21 protein-coding genes, 2 tRNA genes and 3 rRNA genes are annotated in these 22,619 nt (G+C 45.4%); 16 read left to right on the top strand and 10 right to left on the bottom strand.

The window, feature by feature from the left end; genetic code table 11:
- The first annotated feature begins 10 nt into the window (after positions 1-10).
- Positions 11-475 carry a DUF2721 domain-containing protein gene (locus JJQ94_RS05560; protein ID WP_017219384.1) on the top strand — a complete coding sequence of 155 codons (465 nt, stop codon included), beginning with the start codon at positions 11-13 and terminating at the stop codon, positions 473-475.
- Between the two features lie 102 nt (positions 476-577).
- On the top strand, positions 578-1,024 hold the full coding sequence (locus JJQ94_RS05555) for a c-type cytochrome (RefSeq protein WP_010378096.1): 447 nt from the start codon (positions 578-580) through the stop codon (positions 1,022-1,024).
- A gap of 191 nt (positions 1,025-1,215) precedes the next feature.
- On the opposite strand, the gene JJQ94_RS05550 is transcribed toward JJQ94_RS05555, so the two are convergent.
- Complete coding sequence (locus JJQ94_RS05550) at positions 1,216-1,401, bottom strand: PA3496 family putative envelope integrity protein (RefSeq protein WP_010604204.1); 186 nt, start codon at positions 1,399-1,401, stop codon at positions 1,216-1,218.
- Between the two features lie 288 nt (positions 1,402-1,689).
- Here JJQ94_RS05550 and JJQ94_RS05545 point away from each other — a divergent pair, with 288 nt between their 5' ends.
- The gene (locus tag JJQ94_RS05545; RefSeq protein WP_099031410.1) at positions 1,690-2,475 is read left to right on the top strand and encodes a DUF2884 family protein; all 786 of its coding nucleotides are present in this window, start codon (positions 1,690-1,692) and stop codon (positions 2,473-2,475) included.
- Positions 2,476-2,513: 38 nt separating this feature from the next.
- Here the strand turns inward: JJQ94_RS05545 and JJQ94_RS05540 are convergent, their stop codons facing one another.
- A complete protein-coding gene (locus JJQ94_RS05540; RefSeq protein ID WP_099031411.1) occupies positions 2,514-4,073 on the bottom strand; it encodes an aminotransferase-like domain-containing protein in 1,560 nt (519 codons plus the stop codon).
- On the opposite strand from JJQ94_RS05540, the gene JJQ94_RS05535 reads away from it, so the two are divergent.
- On the top strand, positions 4,072-4,986 hold the full coding sequence (locus JJQ94_RS05535; RefSeq protein WP_099031412.1) for a DMT family transporter: 915 nt from the start codon (positions 4,072-4,074) through the stop codon (positions 4,984-4,986). The genes JJQ94_RS05540 and JJQ94_RS05535 overlap by 2 nt on opposite strands.
- Positions 4,987-5,027: 41 nt before the next feature.
- Here the strand turns inward: JJQ94_RS05535 and JJQ94_RS05530 are convergent, their stop codons facing one another.
- Positions 5,028-5,870, bottom strand: coding sequence for a diacylglycerol/lipid kinase family protein (locus JJQ94_RS05530; RefSeq protein WP_099031413.1), 843 nt, complete (start codon positions 5,868-5,870; stop codon positions 5,028-5,030).
- 285 nt (positions 5,871-6,155) lie between these two features.
- On the opposite strand from JJQ94_RS05530, the gene JJQ94_RS05525 reads away from it, so the two are divergent.
- From JJQ94_RS05525 to JJQ94_RS05510, 4 genes are all read left to right on the top strand, one after another.
- Complete coding sequence (locus JJQ94_RS05525) at positions 6,156-6,302, top strand: hypothetical protein (protein WP_017219379.1); 147 nt, start codon at positions 6,156-6,158, stop codon at positions 6,300-6,302.
- A gap of 224 nt (positions 6,303-6,526) precedes the next feature.
- Positions 6,527-6,617 (top strand) — tRNA-Ser (locus JJQ94_RS05520).
- 18 nt (positions 6,618-6,635) lie between these two features.
- Positions 6,636-6,728, top strand: a tRNA-Ser gene (locus JJQ94_RS05515).
- 127 nt (positions 6,729-6,855) lie between these two features.
- Positions 6,856-7,605, top strand: coding sequence for an MBL fold metallo-hydrolase (locus tag JJQ94_RS05510; protein WP_099031414.1), 750 nt, complete (start codon positions 6,856-6,858; stop codon positions 7,603-7,605).
- On the opposite strand, the gene JJQ94_RS05505 is transcribed toward JJQ94_RS05510, so the two are convergent.
- Entirely contained in the window at positions 7,602-8,714 is a 1,113-nt protein-coding gene (locus tag JJQ94_RS05505; protein ID WP_099031415.1) for an aminotransferase class V-fold PLP-dependent enzyme, read from the bottom strand. The genes JJQ94_RS05510 and JJQ94_RS05505 overlap by 4 nt on opposite strands.
- The gene (locus JJQ94_RS05500; protein ID WP_099031416.1) at positions 8,701-9,888 is read right to left on the bottom strand and encodes a PrnB family protein; all 1,188 of its coding nucleotides are present in this window, start codon (positions 9,886-9,888) and stop codon (positions 8,701-8,703) included. The genes JJQ94_RS05505 and JJQ94_RS05500 overlap by 14 nt, the downstream gene beginning before the upstream one ends.
- Before the next feature lie 116 nt (positions 9,889-10,004).
- Here JJQ94_RS05500 and JJQ94_RS05495 point away from each other — a divergent pair, with 116 nt between their 5' ends.
- The 3 genes from JJQ94_RS05495 (at position 10,005) to JJQ94_RS05485 (ending at position 12,939) form a co-directional block, all read left to right on the top strand.
- A complete protein-coding gene (locus JJQ94_RS05495) occupies positions 10,005-10,472 on the top strand; it encodes an Lrp/AsnC family transcriptional regulator (RefSeq protein ID WP_172439969.1) in 468 nt (155 codons plus the stop codon).
- A 63-nt stretch (positions 10,473-10,535) separates the two neighbouring features.
- On the top strand, positions 10,536-11,816 hold the full coding sequence (locus JJQ94_RS05490; RefSeq protein WP_099031417.1) for an alpha/beta hydrolase: 1,281 nt from the start codon (positions 10,536-10,538) through the stop codon (positions 11,814-11,816).
- A complete protein-coding gene (locus JJQ94_RS05485; RefSeq protein ID WP_099031418.1) occupies positions 11,809-12,939 on the top strand; it encodes a GNAT family N-acetyltransferase in 1,131 nt (376 codons plus the stop codon). The genes JJQ94_RS05490 and JJQ94_RS05485 overlap by 8 nt, the downstream gene beginning before the upstream one ends.
- Here JJQ94_RS05485 and JJQ94_RS05480 read toward each other — a convergent pair.
- On the bottom strand, positions 12,919-13,509 hold the full coding sequence (locus JJQ94_RS05480; protein ID WP_099031419.1) for a DUF938 domain-containing protein: 591 nt from the start codon (positions 13,507-13,509) through the stop codon (positions 12,919-12,921). The two genes, JJQ94_RS05485 and JJQ94_RS05480, sit on opposite strands and share 21 nt — an antisense overlap.
- A 166-nt stretch (positions 13,510-13,675) precedes the next feature.
- Here JJQ94_RS05480 and JJQ94_RS05475 point away from each other — a divergent pair, with 166 nt between their 5' ends.
- From JJQ94_RS05475 to JJQ94_RS05455, 5 genes are all read left to right on the top strand, one after another.
- Entirely contained in the window at positions 13,676-13,858 is a 183-nt protein-coding gene (locus tag JJQ94_RS05475) for a hypothetical protein (RefSeq protein WP_010378070.1), read from the top strand.
- Between the two features lie 117 nt (positions 13,859-13,975).
- The gene (locus JJQ94_RS05470; RefSeq protein WP_099031420.1) at positions 13,976-14,386 is read left to right on the top strand and encodes a hypothetical protein; all 411 of its coding nucleotides are present in this window, start codon (positions 13,976-13,978) and stop codon (positions 14,384-14,386) included.
- Positions 14,387-14,394: 8 nt separating this feature from the next.
- Entirely contained in the window at positions 14,395-15,771 is a 1,377-nt protein-coding gene (locus JJQ94_RS05465; RefSeq protein ID WP_099031421.1) for a class II fumarate hydratase, read from the top strand.
- A gap of 107 nt (positions 15,772-15,878) precedes the next feature.
- Positions 15,879-16,379, top strand: a complete 501-nt coding sequence (locus tag JJQ94_RS05460; RefSeq protein ID WP_099031422.1) for a hypothetical protein — start codon at positions 15,879-15,881, stop codon at positions 16,377-16,379.
- A gap of 8 nt (positions 16,380-16,387) precedes the next feature.
- Positions 16,388-16,768, top strand: coding sequence for a hypothetical protein (locus JJQ94_RS05455; protein WP_099031423.1), 381 nt, complete (start codon positions 16,388-16,390; stop codon positions 16,766-16,768).
- Positions 16,769-16,785: 17 nt separating this feature from the next.
- Here JJQ94_RS05455 and JJQ94_RS05450 read toward each other — a convergent pair whose 3' ends face one another.
- The 4 genes from JJQ94_RS05450 to JJQ94_RS05435 all read right to left on the bottom strand — a co-directional run bounded on the left by JJQ94_RS05450 (position 16,786) and on the right by JJQ94_RS05435 (position 22,326).
- Positions 16,786-16,971 carry a hypothetical protein gene (locus tag JJQ94_RS05450; RefSeq protein ID WP_099031424.1) on the bottom strand — a complete coding sequence of 62 codons (186 nt, stop codon included), beginning with the start codon at positions 16,969-16,971 and terminating at the stop codon, positions 16,786-16,788.
- Between the two features lie 440 nt (positions 16,972-17,411).
- Positions 17,412-17,525: ribosomal RNA gene (rrf, locus tag JJQ94_RS05445) — 5S ribosomal RNA — on the bottom strand.
- Positions 17,526-17,641: 116 nt separating this feature from the next.
- Positions 17,642-20,525: ribosomal RNA gene (locus JJQ94_RS05440) — 23S ribosomal RNA — on the bottom strand.
- Positions 20,526-20,793: 268 nt separating this feature from the next.
- Positions 20,794-22,326 (bottom strand): 16S ribosomal RNA (locus tag JJQ94_RS05435).
- The 16S, 23S and 5S rRNA genes sit together here, the layout of an rRNA operon.
- Positions 22,327-22,619: the final 293 nt, after the last annotated feature.

Below are 22,619 nucleotides of genomic sequence, written 5' to 3'. Positions count from 1 at the left end.
AGGTAACTATATGAATCCAGAAGTCGTTAGCATTCTCACGATGGCCAAAGTTATCCAAACCGCCGTTGCCCCTGTATTTTTAATTACGGGTATTGCTGCGACCTTAGGGGTACTATCAAACCGCTTAGCACGGATCACGGATAGGGCGCGTTTACTCGATCGCAAGATTAATACCACGCAAGATGAAGAACTCAAAATGCACTTTAGCCGTGAAATGCGCGCACTGTTAAAACGGTCTCGTTTTATTCACGTTGCATTTAGCATGAGTGTACTCAGTGCGTTGCTTGTGTGTGCAGTGGTTATGCTGCTGTTCATGTCACACTTGTACAGTATGCCATTGGGCATTACTTTATCGTCTTGTTTTATCGCCGCTATGGTGCTGCTTATTGGCGCGTTTGTCTCTTTGCTTGGAGAAATATTTCTTGCCACCCGCAGTATGCGCAGGGGCATGATATTCAAAGATATCGAGAGCTGATTATTTGAAACTCGTTGCCTTCGTCACAGGGCACTTATCGCAATTGTTTGATTATATTTGTAATTTACATTGAAAATAGGGAAAAATCATTAGGGGTTTACTATGAAGAAACTACTTACCGTCACACTATTTAGCTGTCTTGCAGCAACAGCGCAAGCTAACACTATGTTTGAATCGGCTGAAGATGCTATTGAATACCGCCAAGCGTCTTTCCAATTGATCCGTTTCCAGATTGGCAATATGGGCGACATGCTAAAAGGCAAAGTACCATTTGATGCTGAAGTATTTAAACAACGTGCTCACAATGCTGCGCAATTATCGCAAATGCCTTGGGAAGCATTCATTGACGGTTCTGACAAAGGCAATACTGATGCTTTACCAGCCGTTTGGTCAAACAGAGCTGAGTTCGATGGTAAAGCCAAGCAATTTGCCGAGTATGCTCAAGCACTGGCTGTTGCAGCTGACTCTGGTGACAAAAAGCTGATTGCTTCTGCATTTAAAGATTGGGCAAAAGGCTGTAAAGACTGTCATAAATCTTTTAAAGATTAAGAACACCAGCGTATAAAAACAAAACAGCCGCATATTTGCGGCTGCTTACTATCTGAATATCTCGTCACTTGCTTGGCTATCACCAACGACATAATAACTCAGACATCGCACCGAGTAACCCACAGCCCTGCTTAATCACACAGCCAAATTGAATTACTGTCAGTGCTAGACTCGTAGATGGCGTCTAGTGATCAATCATCAATATAGTCGAAATCATCATCGCCTAGATTTCTACGTAGGCGTTTTTGCTCTAAGTAGTCGTCTAGCTTTCTTTTGACTTTACGCTTTTGCTTGTCATGTTGGTTACGACCCAACTTTTCAAATTCATCGTCTGCAAAATCATCATCAAGCGCATCGTAAGAGAATGTCTTACCCACAACTAACTCCAAAATAAAATAGTCATTAATAAAATGAGAGCCGTCTCTCAAGATCACTATTTAGCGCTAAATTGTCATTCTGAAAAGTGAGAGTTTCTTATCCTTACAATAAAAATCTTTTATTGCCTAATTCATTTTGACAAAAACAACTATATTTTAGTCAATTTCATCACTTTTAGAGCACATTAACTTTCAACAATAAAACACAATACATTGATTTTATTTGAGTTTATATTTGGCATTGTTCTTGTAACAACAATCATGCAACTGAGCCAATAAGGATCGACCATGAATAAAATTTTACTACTAACAGCAGCAACAATGATGACAACCACCGTCGCTGCACACGAAAAAAATAACATCACGTTTAGCGGTGACAATTGTGAAGTAGAATTTCAGAATGACGTTAGGATCACGCCTGATAACTTGGTGATCACAACGGCCAAAAACAAAACAGCTGAGATCAACAATCTTGGCGAACTGACACTCAATGGCGAGCGCATCGCACTTAATACACAGCAAAAAACGATGCTCACGCAATATGGTGATGAACTAAGAGGCCGCCTACCACAAGTGGCTGATATTGCTTTTGAAGGCATAAAACTAGCGGGCGTTGCCCTTAATGAAGTGGCGCAAACCTTTAATTTAACCAGTTTAGATAGCATCCATGCTGTGATCGATGACCTCGAAACAGAAGTGCAAAATACGTTTTATCAGCAAGGTGCGTTTGTGATGGGCAAGCAAACCTTTGATGAGTTCGGCCAAAATTTCGATAATCAGTTTGAAGAAAAAATCGAGACCGCAGTACAAGGTGCCATGATGCAATCGATAGGTAGCTTACTGGTTGCGATTGGCAACGAAATGTCAGATGCAAACGGTGATATGAGCAGCTTTGAACAACGTATGGAAAACTTCGCAACACAAATCGAAACTAAAGTTGAACAACAGGCAGAATCTATTGAGAAAAAAGCCGACGCACTGTGTGGCGACTTTGAACAAATCGCGAAAAACGAAGCTATTGTAGCAAGGTCTATCCCCGCAATGTCAGAGTACCAACTGTTTAAATTTAAATAATCTAACGTTGGCATAACTTACATTTAATTAAGGGTACGTTATGCCAACCCTTTCCTTTGTGCATCAGCCAACTCCCCCAGCGTTTTAATCGCTTGCTCTACCGACGCATCCCACGGCAAACCATAACTGATACGTATACAATTTTGATACTTTTTGCTGGCACTAAATAGCGTACCAGGCGTAATACTGATCCCGTGCTCCAAGGCTTTTTGGAACAGCAAGGCACCATCGACGTGCTTACCTAAGTCTAACCACAGCACACAACCGCCTTGCGGGCGACTGACTCTTACCTCACTACCAAATGCAACATTCACCGCTTGGATCATGCGATCTCGATTCTCAATTAACCGTTTACGGACCAACTTTAAATGGCGCTCGTAGCCTCCAGAGCTGAGAAAATCCGCCAGAGCCCATTGATTCATTAAAGATGACGAGCAACTCAACGCACGTTTTATGCGCTTTGCTTTTGCACTAAATTGACTGGCGACCATCCAACCCACCCGATAGCTAGGCGCTGCGGTTTTTGAAAATGACGCACATGTGATCACTAAGCCCTTTTGGCTAAATGCTTGTGCCGGTATGCCGCGCTGCTCGGTAAAATATAAATCGCCATACACATCGTCTTCTATCAACACCACGTCACGTTGCTCTAATAGCGCCACCAGCTGCGCACGTCTCGTATCTGGCATAAAACTACCAAGCGGGTTACTAATACTGGTAGAAAACACACACGCTCGAATATCATGCTTTTCAAGCGCCCGTTCAAGGTCGCTCAGCCAAATGCCATCATCCGGGCAAACAGGTATTTCAATGGCCTTTAGCCCTAAGTTTTCAGCCAGTTCAACAATGCCAAAATAACAGGGGGATTCAATCGCTATCACGTCTCCGGGCTTGGTCACCGCTTGTAACGCAATCGCTAATGCTTCTTGCGCGCCATTGGTGATCACCACTTCATCCATGTCGATTGCTAAGCCCATATCCAAATAACGCCGCACGATTTGCTTTTTTAAGCTATCCAAACCATCCATAGGACCATAATTGATGAGCTCATTCCCCGCTTCTTTCATTGCGCGGCGCATAATTTTGGCAAGAACCTGCTCAGTACCAGCAATGGCGATGGGGTTGGCGATACCTAAAGGGATTGCATGTGGTTGATGGATCCCCTTATACACTTGTTCAATCAACGCCTGCTTGTTAACCACCACAGGTTTGGCGGGCAATCGTGCGCGCTTCGGTGAGTCGTTGTGTGAAGATCTGTGGCATAAAAAGTAGCCGGACTTCTCTTTGGCAATGACTTTTCCTTGATCTTCAAGTGCTTGATAGGCCTGCTTTACAGTTGGGATACTGACATTTAAGTTTTGCGCCATAACACGCAATGAGGGAAGCTTTTCGCCCGGTAAAATAGACTCTTGTTCTGCCATCGACAAGATCATTTGGATCACCTGCTGATAGAGAAAGGCGGAATGTTGGCGTTGAATAACGGTACTCATAAGCAATAATCTGTATAGGTATAAATTAGCAAATTCTGTATATAGCTTATACAGAATAACAGCGTAAACTACAGACTTCCACTGCTGTTTGAATCTAGAGCCGATCATGAAAAATCTATTTCTTTACGCCATCACTGTGTTGATTTGGGGATCAACATGGCTTGCCATTGAATACCAACTTGGCAGCATCAACGAGTTTGTGTCGCTGTTTTACCGCTTTGGCCTCGCCGCGGTTTGTATGTGGGCGTTTGTCATCTATAAGCGTGTGCCAATGCGATTTTCTCGCCGAGATCACGGCTTTTTCATCCTCTTAGCGCTGTGTAATTTTGGTGCTAACTATCTCTTCTTGTATTGGGCTCAGGCACATTTAACGTCAGCAATGGCATCAATTGCGTTTTCATTATTATTAGTCGTTAATATCGTCAACACTAAGTTGTTTTTTGCCAAACCTATTGCAAAGCGAATTTACTTTGGTGCATCACTGGGCACGCTTGGGATAGTCAGCTTGTTTTGGCACGATTTGGTCGCATTTGATTTGCAAAGCGAGGCCTTCTTGGGATTATCATTAGCTCTATTGGGAACAGTGGTCGCGTCACTCGGTAATATGGTAAGCGTGCGCAATTCTAATCAGCAAATTGATGTTATGGCGGGAAATGCTTGGGGCATGCTTTACAGCGCTGTCATGCTAGCAGCCTATGTCGCCTTTAGTGAACATCAGTTTATCAACCAAGCGCCGGCATCATATTGGTGGTCTCTGATCTACCTAAGCGTGTTTGGCACCGTTATTGCCTTTGGTTGTTATTTCTCACTACTCAAGAATATTGGGCCTGAGAAAGCGAGTTATTTGATAGTGTTATTTCCTTTTGTTGCCGTGGCCTTGAGTACCTTATTTGAAGGCTTTGAGTGGCAGCAAAATACCTTTATTGGGTTTATTTTGGTCATCCTAGGTAATGCGATTGTACTCACGCCTTTAGATCGCATCTACGCTTGGTTGTCCATTCGGTCCCCAGTTAGAAGTTGAAGTCTTACCAATGCTTTAGCTTCTTACTTTTCAGCGCCATTTTATAATGGCGCTTTTTTTATGCTCAGTGCTCGGCGGCAGCAGGTTATCGTAGCAGGCGTGCACCCAATAATCTCACCATCAGCCTCAATGTCATACCCCTCTTGTGCGATATAAAGCTCTGCAATGCGGTCGTGATGCACATTTCTCATGCCCATATGACGTTTAAGCAGCATATTGACAAACAATACCACCCGCTGCCAATGCGTTTGTGGCGTGAACCACAGCAGCTCCAGCAAACCGTCATCAAGGCAAGCCATTGGGGCGGGAGTTAACCCTGCCCCAAAGTGTTTGCCATTCGCAAGTAACAACATCATACCGTGCTCAGGCCATGCGTTGCCGTGATAGCGAATGAGTTTGGCAGTAAACAGCGACATTAGTCCCGCATAGATATAGCTCAGCTTACCTAAACGTTTGGTCTGTCCTAAGTTATTCATGACATGCGCGTTAAAGCCAATCCCAGCGACATTGACAAACCAGCGCCCGTCCACTTTACCCAAATCAATACTTGTGACCTGATCTGAAAATACAGCTGCTCGCCACTGTACTTTGGAATAATTAAACTGCCGAGCAAAATCGTTGCCAGTCCCCGCTGGCAGTAGTGCGAGCGTGTTATCACGTTCGGCAATGGCATTGGCGACTAGGTGCAAAGTGCCATCCCCCCCAATCACCACCACGCTAACTCCCGCCGTAGCTGCTTGAGTAATTGCGTCCCTATCTGCGACAAAGTTTCCAGTGGTATTAAACCAAGTTGCCGTCAACTGTTGTTGTTTTAATTGTTGCTTTAACCATGCAATTTGCGCTTTCCCCTCAGCCCCCGCTAAAGGGTTGACTACCACCAGCATAAAAACCCTTAAATACAAAAACTCAACTTATATGAATAAAAAACCAAAACTAAAACCAAAAATCAAAAGCAAAAACCACAAACACCCATATTAACTGGGTTACAGCCTAATCAAAACAATCACAACCATGCATAACCATGCAAAAAACCCATTAAAACAAAAATGAACAAACCATTAATTCATTAGTTATTTTTATCCGAAAACATAAATTTTTATCGTTTTAAATTTAAACAAATTGCGTGCAAAATAGCCTTGTTTTCAATCATAGCTTATTAGGAGCCAGACATGCTTAATTCAGCTGCACCTTGCAGCCCATCACAAAACACGTTTAACCAAACACAACCAACTAAACAACGTCGTATCAATTGGACGAAGTGGTTGGCAGTATGTGGTCAACACTTAGCGTTAAAAGACGTGATTATGTATAAGTAAGTCTGCACAGAGCATGGCGTCCCAACCCGCCATGCTCTCGTCAGCATTTGTTTAAATAGACCATAAAAGCACCACTTCAACCAGCATTTTTGTACAAAACCTCTTCGTCAAACCGCTAATTTCTAGCACAATTTTAAAAAAAACCCTCTTTTAGCACATTTTTTAAGCAAACAGTTTAAAAACGGTTTACAGCGCCTAAATCGCTAAGTATTATCTTTGCCCATGGAGAGATGGCTGAGTGGTTGAAAGCACCGGTCTTGAAAACCGGCATACGTTAATAGCGTATCTAGGGTTCAAATCCCTATCTCTCCGCCATTTTTAAAGTATTGCGTCGGAGAGGTGGCCGAGTGGCTGAAGGCGCTCCCCTGCTAAGGGAGTATAGGGTTTGTAGCCCTATCGAGGGTTCGAATCCCTCCTTCTCCGCCATCACTTATAAGAAAACCGCTTAATTGCGGTTTTTTTATGTCTGCGATTTGTCACTTCCACACACAACTGGTCAGATGTCTTTAACCTATGCTATGTTGAGATCTGATTGGGGAAATGAGTGTGACTAATGAAAATCCATGTCTTAGAAGGCTATATTCAACATATTTATCTGGTTGAGCACGAAACGGGCCTACTGTTACTCGATGGTTGCTGTCGTGCTGATGTTGAGTTGGTCTGCAACTACATCCTACAATTGCAAAAGCCACTTAGCGCACTCAAGCTGATTGTGGTCACGCATATGCACCCAGATCATGCCGGTGGCGCGCACAAACTCAAAAAGCTCACGGGCGCAAAGATTGCGGCCGCAAATGCCCCCAGCCAGTGGTATCGTGGTATTGATGGTGTCATGATGCACCTCTCCGATATGGCGCTGGCACTTTGGGTTGCTGGGAGAAAGCGCAAGGCCAAACGTAATCTTTGGTATCCAAGACAATTATCACCAGACTTTTACCTAGCCGATGGTGATAGCTTGCCCTACTTTAACGAATGGCAAGCGATACACACACCCGGTCATACAGATAGAGACTTGAGCTTGTATCATCTCCCCAGTAAGCGCATCTATGTGGCGGATTTGACGGTAAAAGTGAAAGGGCAATTTGTTGCGCCTTTTCCGGTATTCTATCCACGCTTGTATCGCCAATCTCTTGCCAAAGTAAAGGCACTACAACCCCACTCCGTGATCTTGGCGCATCAAGGAGAAGTGCTTGCAGAAGAAATTGATTTCAACGCATTGATAGCGCGTGCGCCCAAGCAGCCAATGACACATTGGCGCTCGGTGAAGAAGAAGACCAAAAAAGCACTAGGGTTAGGAAACTAGCTTTCGTTGATAACCTGCACCAACCGCGAAATGTCCTCCTGACTATTATAAATATGTGGTGAGACGCGAATACCGTAGCGACGATTATCCACAGCAATGCCTGCACACTTAAGCTGCTCCATCACTGCTTCATGCCGCGAGCCAAAATGCAAAATAGCGGTCCCAGAGCAAGCACTCTGTGCTGTAGGAGAGCGATAAAATTCAGGCAATGCCGCTTGTAATTCAGATAACAAAGCAAAGTTGTACGTTCTTACTTGCTCAATCCCAAGCTCGGCAAAATAGCCAAGGCTGTGCCCCGCATAGATATAAGGTGCCACACTTGGAGTACCGCCCCAAAAACGCAGCGCACTTTCACTCAGCGCAAAATGATGAATATCGAACTCGAATGGATTTTGATGCGAAAACCAGCCAACATCTTTTGGTTCACAATAAGGTAAGACATCCTCACTCACCCAGATAAAACCGGCGCCAGGGCCACCACAGCTCCATTTCACACAAGAGCCGATAACGCAATCCGCGCCCCACTCGCTTAAATTTATTGGCAATACACTAAGTGACTGAGCAATATCAATAATGCTTCGACAGCCATATTGGTTGGCAAGGCTAATGATGTCAGCGACAGGGGCCTGCTGACCACTGTTCGAATACACATGGCTGACAAATACCCAGTCAATTTGCTCATCAATATATTGCTGCCACACGCTTAGGTCGTGCATATTCATCGCTTCGGGAATATAAACAATCTCAATATTGTCCAACGCGTTTTGTAACGCGAACCCCATGCTAGGGAAGTCTTGCTCACTCATCAACACGCGCACTTTGCGAATGCCACTTTCGGGTAAACTCATCGCCCATTTCGTCAAACCACTGGAAAGGTTTGTTTGCGGACAAAACAGGCGCGCATCAGTGTGTAATAGTGAAGCTAAGGCTGAGGTAAAGCGATCAATACCGCTTAACCAGTGCTGCCAAGGCTCTTGGTTTTGTTGTTGCCACGGCACCATAAATTGCTGATGAAAATCTTCCGCCGCAGATTTCAACATACGACCAACGGAATGACTCAATAAATAGTGACCCATAGGCAGGTAAAAATCGTCCCTATATTGCTTCATGCTTAACCCCTATTGCTTGGCGTAATCGTTTTAAATCATGATGCCGAGTAAAGATATCATCGCGCTCGGCAGCAGCTCGTCTATCTCTTAAGTCTGCAAGTTCTTTGAGTAACACTTCAATCGGTGGACCGCTGGCGGTCACTTTGCTTAAGTGCTGTTGCTGCATCGCTTGCGAAGGTTTGGCGATATACTTTTCTACGAGTTGATTGTGATGTTGTATAGCCGTATCTCCATGCAGCTTACATACTTGTATAAACAAGCTACAGGCAGGACCAAACCAATCACCTTTCGGCCCTTTCAATGCACTCAGAAACGCATCCATTAAATTAGGCGTACGCATGCATTCACGCAGGGTTGCTTGGTCTTCTGGCATCATATAGAGGAATTTTTCCACCAGCATTTGACCGTAACTAATGTCATTAGCCGGGCATAACCCCAACATCATATCGATAACATTGATACCCGCAAAATCTCCAGCGTTTGCGCCACGATAGACCTCTTTACCAACTCGGTATGGTTTGTAATAGGGTCTTACAACGTAAAAGAATGCCTCGGGATCTAGTTCCTTAAATAACTCTCGATTAGACTCTATCACCTCAAGCAGCGCTTGCTTAACTTGTTTGAGCAGCACCAATGACATGGGATGAGAAATTCCCAAATGATGTACCTTCATTAACGATTCGGACGCACGTTTATAGGCAAGAATGGCCTGAGTATTGTAGTCGATGAATAAGCGCTCTGCCGGATGAGAGGTAAAGCGCTTATACACGCCGTTGATTGCGCGGTTGTGTGTGGTGAGATGAGCCGTTGCGAAGCGCGGCGTAACCCCCAAAGAGGCACCAATATGCATGGCCAGTGCCGATGCTTGTATCAGCGGAGACACCCTTTCACGGCTTGGCTCGGTAATTTCGTGGCGCCTACATGCTGCCATAAATAGACCAACATTACCCAGTAAGTCGAACGCTTGCTCAAAGCCTTCGTCGGTATTGCCTTCTTCTAGCAGGGCCTGGATCAGTTGATTACCTTCTTCTAATAACTGTGCTTTTAGCGTTTCACCAACGCCTTCAACGTTTGCTTTATCCTGTTGCTGCCAATAAAGATGTTCAAGCTTGTCGTTAAGGTCGACAAACGGACCTCTAATCCAAGCGTCAAATTGTACGGCTAATGGACTCATTATTACTTCTCGTGATTATTCCACAGCTAAGGCTAGCAAATCACCACGAGCATAATTTGCCAATTTTCTCTAAAAGTTTAATACTGATTAGCAAGAATCACTCTTTTATTTGGTTTATGTCGGTAAATCTAGATGCCAAGGACAAATTGCTCCTTAACGCCTTGCAACATAATGCACGTTTGAGTAATGCCGCTCTCGCCGAAAAGGCAAACCTTTCAGATACTCCCTGTCTTCGACGCGTAAAACGCTTGCAAGATACAGGAGTAATTTCAGGCTATCATGCGGCACTTGATAGAGCGCAAGTTGACTTAAGTATTTTGGTTTATGCATTTATAAAACTCAGTGAAAATACCGCAACCGCAGCACATTTATTTGAGCAACACGTTGAGTCAGAAGATCAGGTGATCAGCTGTTCGGTGATCTCCGGAAGTCATGATTACCTATTGGAAATCGTAGCAAAGGATTTGCCCAGCTATGAACAGTTTGCCAAACATCAACTGGGTGCCTGTAAGGTGATTAGCGGGATTGAATCAACGATTGTACTCAAGCAAACTTTTGCAAAACGCATATTACCGATCCGCTAACCATTTTTATCGTCATCTGTTCTCGCTATACTGCATGTGATTTTATGCTCATAAGGACCGACTATGCGCCACTACCTTACCTCCACAGTATTTGCTTTTAGCCTGCTTGCCTCACCTTTGGTCATCGCACAAGACTGTGTTACCCAAGTGAGTGATATGTCGCTATTCACCAAGAGCAAAGCGTCGGGATTATTTCGCGAAGCGATCGATAAAGGCCCTGTCACCGTCGATATAGCGAATATAAAAAACTATAACGATTATATTCGTTCGACTAAGCAAATTATTGAAAGCCGCAATCCCCGCGCTACACTGCCGTGCCCGTTAATGACGCCTACTGCAAAATTACTCAACCTGACAAACCCCAAGGTAAGTGACTTAATCGCGCCATTTTCACTTGAGCATGACAACAAAGATCACGCCATTTTACTTATCCATGGTCTGACCGATTCTCCTTTTACTTTTCACTACCTTGCGGCAGCGCTCTATGAAGCGGGATACAATGTCAGAACCATGTTACTGCCAGGCCACGCGACTGCACCAAGCGATTTAACCGAAGTTGATATTGACGATTGGCAAACCCATACGGATTATGCCATCGCACAGACGAGCCAAGATTTTAAGCACTTTTCAGTACTTGGTTATTCCACTGGTGCCGCCATAGTACTGAGTAGCATAGCGAAGCACAAGCCCAATAATTTAGGCTCTGTTGCACTTATCTCACCCGCCACGGAGCCACATAATAAGAACGGTTGGCTAGCCAAATGGATTGATTACGTGCCATTTGTCAATTGGATAGATGAAGACGCTGATTTGGATTTCGCCAAATATGAATCTTTCCCATGGCATGGCGCAACGTTAGCCCATCAGGCTATGGCGCCACTCAAATCACTCACCACTTTGCCAGATGTACCGATGTTTATCAGCTACAGCGATGTCGATACCACCATAGACAATCATGCAACGGCAAAGCTACTAGAAAAGTGGCAACCTAAGTCAAAGTTGACCCGATTTATCTACTCGGAAACGCCACCGGCTAAGGCTAAGCAAGGTGTGAATTATCGGAGCGTGAAAGCCGACAACATTGTCGATATGTCTCATATTGGTATTTTGCAGCCACCTGAACATGTTTTTTATGGCCGCAAAGGGCCTTATCGTAATTGCACCAGTTACCACTTAGAAGACCAAGCCTTCATTAACTGCCGCACAGGTAAAACCGTCCACTTTGGCGAACGCCATGAAAAAAGCATGACGCAATACGCCGCTCTTGCGCGGATCACGTTTAACCCTGATTACAGCAACTTTGAGCAAACACTGCTCGCATTTTTTGACGGCCACAATGACTGAGTACCAACACAGGTTTATTCATTCTCTGACTGAAGTGACAGAAGCACAGTGGGACTGTGTTTCACCATCACATGTATTTACGAGCTATGCTTGGCTGCTTGCATTAGAGTTGAGCGGCTGCACCAGCAAAGAGACTGGCTGGATACCGCATCACCTAATGATTGAACGCCAGGGCGAGCTGATTGCAATTTTACCAGGCTATATTAAATCGCACTCTTATGGCGAGTACGTTTTTGATTGGGCTTTTGCTGAAGCCTACGAGCGCCACGGATTAGATTACTATCCGAAATGGCTGTGTGGCGTCCCCTTTACGCCCACTCAAGGACCAAGAATATTAACTAAACGTCTATCTTCTTGCTTGCTTGAATATATTGACGCTACGCTCACGAGCCTCGCCCAACTAGGCATTAGTGGAGTCCATATTAACTTTTGTCGTGAAAGTGACTTTCTCACTCAGAGTCATTTAACGATGCGCCGCAATGTGCAATTTCATTGGCATAATCAAGGTTACGCCGAGTTCGCTGATTTTCTCGCACGACTCACATCAAGAAAGCGTAAAATGGTCATGAAAGAACGCCAAACTGTGACTGCCCAAGGTATTAACATAAGCTGGACTGCTGGCAGAGAAATAAGCACAGCACAACTCGATGCGTTTTTTCTCAGTTACCAGCTCACCTACCTTAAACGATCGCGACACCACGGCTATCTCTCTCGCGACTTTTTTCAGCAAGTTATCACCTCGATGCCAGATAAGCTTCGCCTTTGCTGCGCCTACTTAAACCACGAAATTATCGCCACCAGTTTATATCTTGTGGATGGTGATACCCTGTATGGTCGCTATTGGGGCGCGATTGAGGATAGTTACGACTTTTTGCATTTTGAGCTGTGTTACTATCAAGGCATAGAGTACGCCATTGCTAATCAGCTTGCTGTCTTTGACGCGGGTGCTCAAGGCGAGCACAAGTTAGTGAGGGGTTTTGAGCCGGTGTGGAGGCAATCGTATCACCGCTTATTTCAACCTGACTTTCAACAAGCGCTTGAGGATTTTACCAAGCGCGAAGCTGACGCACTCGGGCATTACTTTACCGAGTGTCAAGCAAAACTACCGTTTAAACACCAATAAGCGATTATTAGCCGGCATCGCATAGTCTTGCTGTAGTGTAAGTCCTTGCTCTGCAGCAAGCGCCAATACCCATTCTTGATCGCGAATGCCACTATTCTGGTCTTGCGATTTTAAATACGCATCAAACTCTCGGTTACTCTCGCTGGTAAATTCACCTTGATAATTAAACGGCCCATAAACTATCAGGTAGCCGCTTACTTTAAGGTGTCGTCCTACTCCTGCGATTAAGCGCTCAACGAGCGTTGATGACACAATGTGCAAGGTATTAGCGGTATAGATCACATCATAACGCTGATTAACAGGCCACGCATGGTGTAAGTCTAGCGCCAATGGCGGTAAAGTATTCTCTAACTCTGCGTCATCAAGCCACGCTTGAATACCTGCGTGATTAACCTCTCTGTCCGCCGTCTGCCACGTTAAATGCGGTAACGCCGCAGCAAAGTGCACCGCATGCTGACCCGTACCAGAGCCTACCTCTAGCACTTCCAAAGGTTTATTTAGATAGGGAGTGAGCTTTTCTAATATTGGCTGTTTATTGTTTTCACACGCTTGAGAGTAAGGTTTTGTCATCTCGTTTGCACTATTTTGATCGATTTATGCGCCTCATTGAGGCAAGAATTTATCTCAATTGCAAGGCAAATAGCTAAAACTTCTACTAAGCAATTAAAATTAGAAAAGAAATTTATTTTGGTACAACTTCTGCTAAGTTTAAAGAGTAATAAGAGGAGAAGCGAGCATGAAAATTTCAGAGATCACCCAAATGCCAAGCCAACTTAAAAGCGAAGGACTTGTCCTGAAGAAGCGTAAAAATACCTTCACGAAAAGTCGCGCTTACCGACAAGAAGTCGCTAACCTGATGCAACTCGAAGAACAAGAGAAAGAGCATTCAGAGCAGCAATATCTCCTCGGCTATAATTAAGCTCAATCACACTTTCCTAAATTCATTTCAGACTCATAGTGAGCTGCTATGGTGAATGCTAAACAAATTGTTTGGCAGTGCGAATACTAAAGCTTGAATTGCCAATCAAACGATGTAATGATAACCATTATCATTACATCGTTTGGTTTTGTATTTATGCAGCTAGCTACTTTATTACAAACTTATCGTGCGAAGCTTAATCGCCACTGCCAGCGACCACAACTTGAGGCGCCGCTCTTGGTTGCGGAATATATTTCGGCTGGTATAGGCATGGCAAAATGGTACGAGCGCCATAATAACCCGCTGCTGCAAGAGCTTTATCTTAAAAATACATTGTCCGAACTGTTAGAACAGATTGCCGATCCACTCGTTGATACAGCCATACGTAAACAATGCATGGATCAATTATTTAAACCTTTGTTGGCACTAAAACGGTTTTATAAACATCACCATACTTCGCCACGGCAATTTTTGAAGCTCCAGCGAGATGCGTGCCAAACCTGCCAGCAGTTTAACCCTTTTTATTAGGAGCAACGATGACTACATTTCGTCAAGAATCCGATAGTATGGGAACATTAGATGTTCCTGAGCATGCGCTCTACAAGGCGCAAACACAGCGCGCTGTAAATAACTTTCCTATTAGCGGGATCACAATGCCAAGTAGCTTTATCAAAGCATTGGCCTACATCAAACAAGCCGCAGCAGAAACCAATCAATCCCTTGGACATCTATCAAGTGATAAAGCAAAAGCAATTGTGAGTGCCTGTCAGCAGCTAATTGATGGCAAACACTTAGATCAATTTCCAGTGGATGTCTTTCAGACTGGCTCTGGTACCAGTTCAAACATGAATGCCAATGAAGTGATAGCTACTCTAGCGACTGAATTAAGCGGTGTCGCAATTCATCCTAATGATGACGTTAACATGGGCCAAAGCTCAAACGATGTGATCCCAACAGCGATTCACGTGAGTAGTGCAATCACAGCAGTGTATGACCTTCTGCCAGCACTAAAACACTTATCTAGTAGTATTGAACAAAAAGCAGAGCAAGTTGGTCATCACGTCAAAACTGGCCGGACGCACTTGATGGATGCAATGCCGGTGACCTTTGCACAAACATTAAGTGGCTGGCAAGCGCAAGTCGATAACGCTTGTCAGGGCATTGTTCATTCCTTAGAAAAAGTCTACGAGTTAGGTCAAGGTGGAACAGCGGTTGGCACAGGTATTAATGCCGATCCACAGTTCGCTAAATTATTTAGCCAAAACCTGAGCACTAACATCGGGATCCGCTTCAGTAAAGGCAGCAACTTTTTCTATCATATCGGTTCACAAGACGCGATAGTGGGACTTTCAGGCCAACTTAAAACCTTTGCAGTAGCACAAATGAAGATAGCCAATGACTTACGCTGGATGAATTCAGGACCGCTTGCTGGCCTAGGTGAAATCGAACTTGAGGCGCTACAACCCGGCTCTTCAATCATGCCAGGTAAAGTAAACCCTGTTATTCCAGAAGCGGCTGCAATGGCCAGTGCTCAAGTGATAGGTAATGACGCAACGATTAGTGTTGCAGGCCAGTCTGGCAATTTTGAGCTGAATGTTATGCTGCCAGTGATTGCATTAAATATTTTGCAAAGCATTGAGATCCTCGCAAATACCGCGAGGCTACTTGCGGACAAAGCTATTTCAAGCTTTAAGGTGAATGAGCAGAATATTCAAAAGGCACTGGCTAAAAATCCGATTTTAGTTACCGCGTTAAATCCTGTGATCGGGTATGAAAAAGCAGCACAAATTGCCAAACTTGCCTACAAAGAAGGACGTCCAATCATAGAGGTCGCTGCTGAGCAAACCGATCTGAGTGAAGACGAGCTCCAATCATTACTCGATCCGCAAAAACTCACCAAAGGCGGTCTATAGCGCCGTCCTTCACAGCCTGCAATCACATATAGTGTATGCAGGCTACAGAGCTTGCTATTCCTTAAAGACTTGCGTAGTTTAATTAGCAAACATTAGGAGAGCATATAATGAACAAGATGATCCCCACTTTACTCGCAACCTTTTTGTTGTTTGGTTGCCAAGAAGAAGTAACTAAAGAAGAAACAGCCGAACAAAAAGCACAAGAGACTAAGCCTGTAAGCGAAAAGCACACCGAAATTAAAGAATCAGAAGAAGCAAGCTTGCCTATTCAACAAGATGGTAAAAAGCTCGATATCTCTGACATCAAAGCCCATAAACAATCATTGGAAAGCATCGTAGCCGACAAAAGCTGTGATAACGATACCCAGTGTAAAGTTATTGCCGTTGGCGATCGCGCCTGTGGCGGCCCTTCCTCTTATCTAGTGTATTCAACAAAATCAACAGATGAGGCACAAGTAAAACAATTAGCGGAGCAAACTACTACATTAGAGCGCGCCTATAATATGCAAAATCAGATGATGAGTATCTGTCAGCATTTAATTGAACCCGCAACACAATGCGTTGAAAATAAGTGTGTTAAACTAGAAAATAGTCGTCCTACATACTAGAGGCAATAATGAAGTTAGCTATTTCTCTCGCTTGCATCGGCACACTAATTGCGGCGTTATCTGGCTGTGAAATGACATCAGGCGATGCAACAAGTCGCTCTAATACTGCGCATACACTCAGCGATATAAGAGCAAATATAGGATGTGATGCAAGCTATCAGTGTAAAGTAATTGGAGTAGGTGAGCGATTAACCTGTGGTGGACCAAGAGAATACCTGATCTATTCAACGAAGCATACTGATGAGCAAGATGTAGAAGCAGTCGTTAGCGACCTTACAGACCAAGAAAAGCTGAATAACAAAGGAAAAGCGCCAGCGGTTAGTTGTGAACCTGTGATGCCAATACAAACACTATGTATTGCGCATACCTGTCAGGCTGTACCCCTGTAAACTGATGAGCACTCAGGTTATTGGATAAGCTCATTAATCACTGAGATCACCATCACTAAAAGCGCACAAATACTCGCATTAATAATATACTTCACTTCAAGCTGCTTCTTAATCCAATAGCTATACATAAAGCGAATTAGATAAGTGGCTGAAGTACCAAACAATGCAAATATTACCAACAGTGCAATTAAATGAAATGACACGCTAAACCCCCTGTTTTGAGCCCATCATATCGTTAATTGACCCTTCCTTATAGCCCTTATTGCATAAAACCTTATAGCTGCCTCTTGCTTGCAAATGCTCGGCGGGTAAACCACCTCCTACCATGTTGCACTGTGCTGATGCTGTGGTGGGAGCGCATTTACTTAGGTTTAGAAAACCTCACGAGGTTTTCTATGCCTCAAAACTCTATACCCCAAATAGCAAAAAAACCCGTCGCATTGCTGAAACTGGTTTTAATGTACATGTTTTTTTGCTGGAACTTCATTGCAAGCCATCGGTGGATAAACCACCTCTTACCATGTTGCACTGTGCTGATACTATGGTGGGAGTGGGAGTGGGAGCGAGTTTACCTCGCGAGGTTTTCTATACGCCAAACAGCAAAAAACCCGTCGCATTACTGCAACGGGTTTCTCTTATTTGGCCCTGGCGATGTTCTACTTTCACATGGGTAATCCACACTATCATCGACGCTGTTTTGTTTCACTTCTGAGTTCGGCATGGGGTCAGGTGGGTCCAAAACGCTATAGTCACCAGGAAATTCTGTTCATCAATGAAGTCTCCCTCATCAATGTAAATCCGGAAAAAGCTTATTAAATTCTTTTGTCTACTTTAGTCTATTAACTTCTGTCGCTTAAACCACTTTGGCGTTGTATGGTTAAGCCTCACGGGTAATTAGTACGAGTTAGCTTAATGCCTCACAGCACTTCCACATCTCGCCTATCAACGTTGTAGTCTTCAACGGCCCTTCAGTTGACTCTAAGTCAAAGTGAGAACTCATCTCGAGGCCTGCTTCCCGCTTAGATGCTTTCAGCGGTTATCAGTTCCGAACGTAGCTACCGGGCAATGCAATTGGCATCACAACCCGAACACCAGCGGTTCGTCCACTCCGGTCCTCTCGTACTAGGAGCAGCCCCTCTCAATTCTCAAACGCCCACGGCAGATAGGGACCGAACTGTCTCACGACGTTCTAAACCCAGCTCGCGTACCACTTTAAATGGCGAACAGCCATACCCTTGGGACCGACTTCAGCCCCAGGATGTGATGAGCCGACATCGAGGTGCCAAACACCGCCGTCGATATGAACTCTTGGGCGGTATCAGCCTGTTATCCCCGGAGTACCTTTTATCCGTTGAGCGATGGCCCTTCCATTCAGAACCACCGGATCACTATGACCTACTTTCGTACCTGCTCGACGTGTCTGTCTCGCAGTTAAGCTTGCTTCTACCATTACACTAACCGTACGATGTCCGACCGTACTTAGCAAACCTTCGTGCTCCTCCGTTACTCTTTGGGAGGAGACCGCCCCAGTCAAACTACCCACCAGGCACTGTCCTCAACCCCGATTCAGGGGCCTAAGTTAGAACATCAACACTACAAGGGTGGTATTTCAAGGTCGGCTCCACAGAAACTAGCGTCTCTGCTTCAAAGCCTCCCACCTATCCTACACATGTAGGGTCAATGTTCAGTGCCAAGCTGTAGTAAAGGTTCACGGGGTCTTTCCGTCTAGCCGCGGGTACACAGCATCTTCACTGCGATTTCAATTTCACTGAGTCTCGGGTGGAGACAGCGTGGCCATGGTTACACCATTCGTGCAGGTCGGAACTTACCCGACAAGGAATTTCGCTACCTTAGGACCGTTATAGTTACGGCCGCCGTTTACCGGGGCTTCGATCAAGAGCTTCGCCTAAGCTAACCCCATCAATTAACCTTCCGGCACCGGGCAGGTGTCACACCGTATACGTCATCTTACGATTTTGCACAGTGCTGTGTTTTTAATAAACAGTCCCAGCCACCTGGTCACTGCGGCTCTCGTTTGCTTACAGAGCAAGTCCTTCACAAACAAGAGCGTACCTTCTCCCGAAGTTACGGTACAATTTTGCCTAGTTCCTTCACCCGAGTTCTCTCAAGCGCCTTAGTATTCTCTACCTGACCACCTGTGTCGGTTTAGGGTACGATTCAGTATGAACTGAAGCTTAGAGGCTTTTCCTGGAAGTAGGGCATCAACAACTTCACCACCTTAGTGGCTCGTCTCGACTCTCAGCCTTGGCAACCCGGATTTTCCTAAGTCACCAGCCTACAGCCTTTCACATGGACAACCAACGCCATGCTTGCCTAGCCTGCTCCGTCCCCCCATCGCATTCATACCGAGTACGGGAATATTAACCCGTTTCCCATCGACTACGCTCTTCAGCCTCGCCTTAGGGGTCGACTCACCCTACCCTGATTAACATGGGATAGGAACCCTTGGTCTTCCGGCGGAGGAGTTTTTCACTCCTCTTGTCGTTACTCATGTCAGCATTCGCACTTCTGATATGTCCAGCATGCCTCCCGGCACACCTTCAGCCACTTACAGAACGCTCCCCTACCCCGCGAACTAAGTTCGCAGCCGTAGCTTCGGTGGTATGTTTAGCCCCGTTACATCTTCCGCGCAGGCCGACTCGACTAGTGAGCTATTACGCTTTCTTTAAAGGGTGGCTGCTTCTAAGCCAACCTCCTAGCTGTTTTAGCCTTCCCACATCGTTTCCCACTTAACATACACTTTGGGACCTTAGCTGACGGTCTGGGTTGTTTCCCTCTCCACGACGGACGTTAGCACCCGCCGTGTGTCTCCCGGATATTACTTTACGGTATTCGGAGTTTGCAAAGGGTTGGTAAGTCGGGATGACCCCCTAGCCTTAACAGTGCTCTACCCCCGTAAGTATTCGTCCGAGGCTCTACCTAAATAGATTTCGGGGAGAACCAGCTATCTCCCGGTTTGATTAGCCTTTCACTCCTAGCCACAGGTCATCCCCTAACTTTTCAACGTTAGTGGGTTCGGTCCTCCAGTTGATGTTACTCAACCTTCAACCTGCCCATGGCTAGATCACCGGGTTTCGGGTCTATACCCTGCAACTTAAGCGCCCAGTTAAGACTCGCTTTCGCTACGGCTCCCCTAAATGGTTAACCTCGCTACAGAATATAAGTCGCTGACCCATTATACAAAAGGTACGCAGTCACCCAACAAGTAGGCTCCTACTGCTTGTACGTACACGGTTTCAGGTTCTATTTCACTCCCCTCACAGGGGTTCTTTTCGCCTTTCCCTCACGGTACTGGTTCACTATCGGTCAGTTGGGAGTATTTAGCCTTGGAGGATGGTCCCCCCATATTCAGTCAAAGTTTCACGTGCTCCGACCTACTCGATTTCACTTTAGATAAGTTTTTGTGTACGGGACTATCACCCTGTTTCGTCATGCTTTCCAGCATGTTCCACTAACCACACTAAAGCTTAAGGGCTGGTCCGATTTCGCTCGCCGCTACTTTCGGAATCTCGGTTGATTTCTTTTCCTACGGGTACTTAGATGTTTCAGTTCTCCGCGTTCGCCTCGTTAACCTATGTATTCAGTTAACGATACCTGCAAGCAGGTGGGTTCCCCCATTCGGAAATCCTAGTCTCAAGCGCCTCTTACTGGCTTGACTAGGCTTATCGCAAGTTAGTACGTCCTTCATCGCCTCCAACTGCCAAGGCATCCACCGTGTACGCTTAGTCACTTAACCATACAACCCAAAATAGTTTTAAGTTGTACTGTCAAAGACTGATTTAACTTCGCCAGAAGTTAATATTGAATACTAAAGTAGACGCTAATTAATCATCGAAATGATTAATCGGCATTTTCTTTCGAAAACTCGATAAATAACTTTACGTTATCTATCAGAATTTAATTTTTCAGCTTTTCCAAATTTTTAAAGAGCAATATCACTTAGCCATCAGGCCAAGCAACAATCATCTGTGTGGACACTTCGAACAAATAAGTTCTAAATCGTATAAGGAGGTGATCCAGCCCCAGGTTCCCCTAGGGCTACCTTGTTACGACTTCACCCCAGTCATGAATCACTCCGTGGTGAACGTCCTCCCGAAGGTTAGACTATCCACTTCTGGAGCAACCCACTCCCATGGTGTGACGGGCGGTGTGTACAAGGCCCGGGAACGTATTCACCGCAACATTCTGATTTGCGATTACTAGCGATTCCGACTTCATGGAGTCGAGTTGCAGACTCCAATCCGGACTACGACAGGCTTTAAGGGATTCGCTCACTATCGCTAGCTCGCTGCTCTCTGTACCTGCCATTGTAGCACGTGTGTAGCCCTACACGTAAGGGCCATGATGACTTGACGTCGTCCCCACCTTCCTCCGGTTTATCACCGGCAGTCTCCTTAGAGTTCCCGACCGAATCGCTGGCAACTAAGGATAGGGGTTGCGCTCGTTGCGGGACTTAACCCAACATCTCACAACACGAGCTGACGACAGCCATGCAGCACCTGTATCAGAGCTCCCGAAGGCACCAAACCATCTCTGGTAAGTTCTCTGTATGTCAAGTGTAGGTAAGGTTCTTCGCGTTGCATCGAATTAAACCACATGCTCCACCGCTTGTGCGGGCCCCCGTCAATTCATTTGAGTTTTAACCTTGCGGCCGTACTCCCCAGGCGGTCTACTTAATGCGTTAGCTTTGGAAAAGTTGTCCGAAGACCCCAGCTCCTAGTAGACATCGTTTACGGCGTGGACTACCAGGGTATCTAATCCTGTTTGCTCCCCACGCTTTCGTACATGAGCGTCAGTGTTGACCCAGGTGGCTGCCTTCGCCATCGGTATTCCTTCAGATCTCTACGCATTTCACCGCTACACCTGAAATTCTACCACCCTCTATCACACTCTAGTTTGCCAGTTCGAAATGCAGTTCCCAGGTTAAGCCCGGGGCTTTCACATCTCGCTTAACAAACCGCCTGCGTACGCTTTACGCCCAGTAATTCCGATTAACGCTCGCACCCTCCGTATTACCGCGGCTGCTGGCACGGAGTTAGCCGGTGCTTCTTCTGTCAGTAACGTCACAGCTAGCAGGTATTAACTACTAACCTTTCCTCCTGACTGAAAGTGCTTTACAACCCGAAGGCCTTCTTCACACACGCGGCATGGCTGCATCAGGCTTGCGCCCATTGTGCAATATTCCCCACTGCTGCCTCCCGTAGGAGTCTGGACCGTGTCTCAGTTCCAGTGTGGCTGATCATCCTCTCAAACCAGCTAGGGATCGTCGCCTTGGTGAGCCTTTACCTCACCAACTAGCTAATCCCACTTGGGCCAATCTAAAGGCGAGAGCCGAAGCCCCCTTTGGTCCGTAGACATTATGCGGTATTAGCCATCGTTTCCAATGGTTGTCCCCCACCTCAAGGCATGTTCCCAAGCATTACTCACCCGTCCGCCGCTCGTCATCTTCTAGCAAGCTAGAAATGTTACCGCTCGACTTGCATGTGTTAGGCCTGCCGCCAGCGTTCAATCTGAGCCATGATCAAACTCTTCAATTAAAAGTTTTTTGAAACCTAAGTTTCGTGCTCAATGAATTCTGATTTTGATTTCCTAAGAAATCGAATTGACTGTGCTGAATAAACTATGTTTATTCCGTTGGTCACTCAGCTCAATTGAGACTCTAAATTTGTTTGCGTCATCTAGCGAACTAGAATCTGCTGTTAGAACTCAATCTGTACGAGTGCCCACACAGATGATTGCTTCATATTTTTAAAGAACGTTTCGAAACATTTCGCTGTTTCGAGGGATGTGCATTCTAAGCATTCCCGATTTTTTGTCAACACTTAATTTT

The sequence above is a fragment of the Pseudoalteromonas sp. GCY genome, from assembly GCF_016695175.1.
Classification (GTDB): domain Bacteria; phylum Pseudomonadota; class Gammaproteobacteria; order Enterobacterales; family Alteromonadaceae; genus Pseudoalteromonas.
This window is presented reverse-complemented; position numbering and strand designations above follow the sequence as displayed.

Coding starts and splice junctions, on each gene's coding strand:
- JJQ94_RS05560 (WP_017219384.1), top strand. CDS start 11: ATGAATCCAGAAGTCGTTAGCATTCTCACGATGGCCAAAGTTATCCAA.
- JJQ94_RS05555 (WP_010378096.1), top strand. CDS start 578: ATGAAGAAACTACTTACCGTCACACTATTTAGCTGTCTTGCAGCAACA.
- JJQ94_RS05545 (WP_099031410.1), top strand. CDS start 1,690: ATGAATAAAATTTTACTACTAACAGCAGCAACAATGATGACAACCACC.
- JJQ94_RS05535 (WP_099031412.1), top strand. CDS start 4,072: ATGAAAAATCTATTTCTTTACGCCATCACTGTGTTGATTTGGGGATCA.
- JJQ94_RS05540 (WP_099031411.1), bottom strand. CDS start 4,073: ATGATCGGCTCTAGATTCAAACAGCAGTGGAAGTCTGTAGTTTACGCT.
- JJQ94_RS05530 (WP_099031413.1), bottom strand. CDS start 5,870: ATGCTGGTGGTAGTCAACCCTTTAGCGGGGGCTGAGGGGAAAGCGCAA.
- JJQ94_RS05525 (WP_017219379.1), top strand. CDS start 6,156: ATGCTTAATTCAGCTGCACCTTGCAGCCCATCACAAAACACGTTTAAC.
- JJQ94_RS05510 (WP_099031414.1), top strand. CDS start 6,856: ATGAAAATCCATGTCTTAGAAGGCTATATTCAACATATTTATCTGGTT.
- JJQ94_RS05505 (WP_099031415.1), bottom strand. CDS start 8,714: ATGAAGCAATATAGGGACGATTTTTACCTGCCTATGGGTCACTATTTA.
- JJQ94_RS05500 (WP_099031416.1), bottom strand. CDS start 9,888: ATGAGTCCATTAGCCGTACAATTTGACGCTTGGATTAGAGGTCCGTTT.
- JJQ94_RS05495 (WP_172439969.1), top strand. CDS start 10,005: ATGTCGGTAAATCTAGATGCCAAGGACAAATTGCTCCTTAACGCCTTG.
- JJQ94_RS05490 (WP_099031417.1), top strand. CDS start 10,536: ATGCGCCACTACCTTACCTCCACAGTATTTGCTTTTAGCCTGCTTGCC.
- JJQ94_RS05485 (WP_099031418.1), top strand. CDS start 11,809: ATGACTGAGTACCAACACAGGTTTATTCATTCTCTGACTGAAGTGACA.
- JJQ94_RS05480 (WP_099031419.1), bottom strand. CDS start 13,509: ATGACAAAACCTTACTCTCAAGCGTGTGAAAACAATAAACAGCCAATA.
- JJQ94_RS05475 (WP_010378070.1), top strand. CDS start 13,676: ATGAAAATTTCAGAGATCACCCAAATGCCAAGCCAACTTAAAAGCGAA.
- JJQ94_RS05470 (WP_099031420.1), top strand. CDS start 13,976: ATGATAACCATTATCATTACATCGTTTGGTTTTGTATTTATGCAGCTA.
- JJQ94_RS05465 (WP_099031421.1), top strand. CDS start 14,395: ATGACTACATTTCGTCAAGAATCCGATAGTATGGGAACATTAGATGTT.
- JJQ94_RS05460 (WP_099031422.1), top strand. CDS start 15,879: ATGAACAAGATGATCCCCACTTTACTCGCAACCTTTTTGTTGTTTGGT.
- JJQ94_RS05455 (WP_099031423.1), top strand. CDS start 16,388: ATGAAGTTAGCTATTTCTCTCGCTTGCATCGGCACACTAATTGCGGCG.